Annotated in this window: 2 protein-coding genes; both read left to right on the top strand. The window is 43.3% G+C overall.

The window, feature by feature from the left end; genetic code table 11:
* Positions 1 to 49 precede the first annotated feature (49 nt).
* Positions 50 to 655, top strand: coding sequence for a LysE family transporter (locus tag DDR33_RS20880; RefSeq protein ID WP_109417746.1), 606 nt, complete (start codon positions 50 to 52; stop codon positions 653 to 655).
* 157 nt (positions 656 to 812) lie between these two features.
* The coding region (locus tag DDR33_RS20875) for a DUF2157 domain-containing protein (protein WP_109417803.1) at positions 813 to 1,848 on the top strand (1,036 nt) is incomplete at its 3' end.

Genomic DNA, 1,848 nt, shown 5'->3' with positions numbered 1-1,848 from the left:
GACGGCTGGCTTAAAACTTTTTTCGTTTACCATTTATAAATAAAGTCCCTTGCTTCTTCTCACCTTCCTGGTTGCTGTTGCTGTTAATTTTCTGGGATATATTCCTCTGGGAAATATTAATCTTACCACGGTGCAGATTTCGGTTAACCGGGGCTTGAAACAGGCGCTATATTTTACCGGAACTTTTGCGGTGATGGATGTCCTGATCACTTATATCCTGATGCGTTTTGCTGAATGGTTTGCCGGGCATAAAAACTGGTGGCATTTCCTGGATTACCTTCTTATTGTTGTTTTTCTTGTAATGGGGTATATGAGCTGGCATGCTTCTACTCACCAGAAAAAAGTGGAGTATAAGGCTCATGAAAGTATCCGGTATGGAATTGTTCTGGGGATCTTTAATCCTATGCAAATCCCCTTCTGGATGATCGGGGGGACCTACCTTATTTCGCATGGCTGGATTACGACGGAGGGAGCAGGTATTGAACTGTTTGCCATTGGCGCAGGCCTGGGGGCCTTTCTTTGTCTTTTTCTTTTTGCCAGATTTGCACGGTATATCCAGGAGAAATTTGCACTTAGCGCCCGCATTATTAACAGGAGTATCGCCTTTGTTTTTTTTACTCTTGCTGCCATTCATGTGTTAAAACTCTTATTCTGAGATATCTGGAGTCAGCTATTGGAGGTCAGGTGTTGGCTATCAGTATCAGTTTTTAACTTAACTCTTCACTTCCGGCTTACTAGTTTCACCTTGCTTTCCGTAAATCAAAAATCGTAAATCGAATGTTGTACCTTTGGCCATGACCAGTGATATGAACATGACAAAGCTTAATCTTGACCGGCAGGAGGCGGACTTCCTGGAACAAACTATTGCTCACTGGGAGAAAGATGGACTGATTAACAGTGATACGGCAGGGCAACTGCGGTCATCGTATGATGTAAAACAGTTTGACTGGCGCAGGCTTGCACAATATTCTTTCTGGGTGGCTCTGGCCTGCGGGCTTATTGCTGTTGCCTCTGTGGTTATTGACGATGCGATCATTGATATGATCAAAAAGTTATACGACACTCCTGATATAGTGATCAGCGTTATTGCCGGAGGGCTGGCCGGATGGTTTTATTACTATGGGCAGAAACTGAAAAAGAGATTCTCCGAACGAGTGTTCAGTAATGAAGCCACTCTTTTTACAGGGGTTCTGTTCACAGCCATCAGTGTTGCTTTTTTGGGGAAAGCACTCGATAACGGTGCGGGGCATTTTTCTATCCTTTTCCTGCTTTCGGTTTTTATTTACGGTGTGCTGGCTATAAAATTCCGCTCGAAACTGATCTGGGCTTTTGCCCTGGTGTCGTTGGGAAGCTGGTTTGGAACAGAGACGGGCTATCAGACTAACTGGAGCGATTATTTCCTTGGAATGAATTATCCTTTGCGCTTCGTGATCTTTGGAGTTATCCTTACTTGTGCAGGACTTTATCTCGAAAAGGCGAAGAAAATGCCTGAGTTTAATACGCTTACCTATATTATCGGGATGTTTTATCTCTTTATTTCTTTATGGCTGCTATCTATTTTCGGCAATTTCGGCGATATTGAGGATTGGATAAAAGTGAAACAAACGGATCTGTTCTACTGGGGCATCATATCAGCGGCTGTGTCTCTTGGGTTTATGATCTATGGGTTAAGACGAAAGGATTCGATTGCACGTGAGTTTGGTATTACTTTCCTGCTGATCAATATTTATACCCGCTATTTTGAATACCTCTGGGATGTAACGAATAAGGCTGTCTTTTTCGGTGTGCTGGCTATTTCTTTCTGGTTGATTGGAAGGAAAGCGGAGAAGATATGGAATGTGAGGGGGG

This window comes from Pararcticibacter amylolyticus (assembly GCF_003130405.1).
Taxonomy (GTDB): domain Bacteria; phylum Bacteroidota; class Bacteroidia; order Sphingobacteriales; family Sphingobacteriaceae; genus Arcticibacter; species Arcticibacter amylolyticus.
The sequence above is the reverse complement of the archived record's forward strand: the minus strand, read 5'-3'. Positions and strand labels throughout refer to the sequence as shown.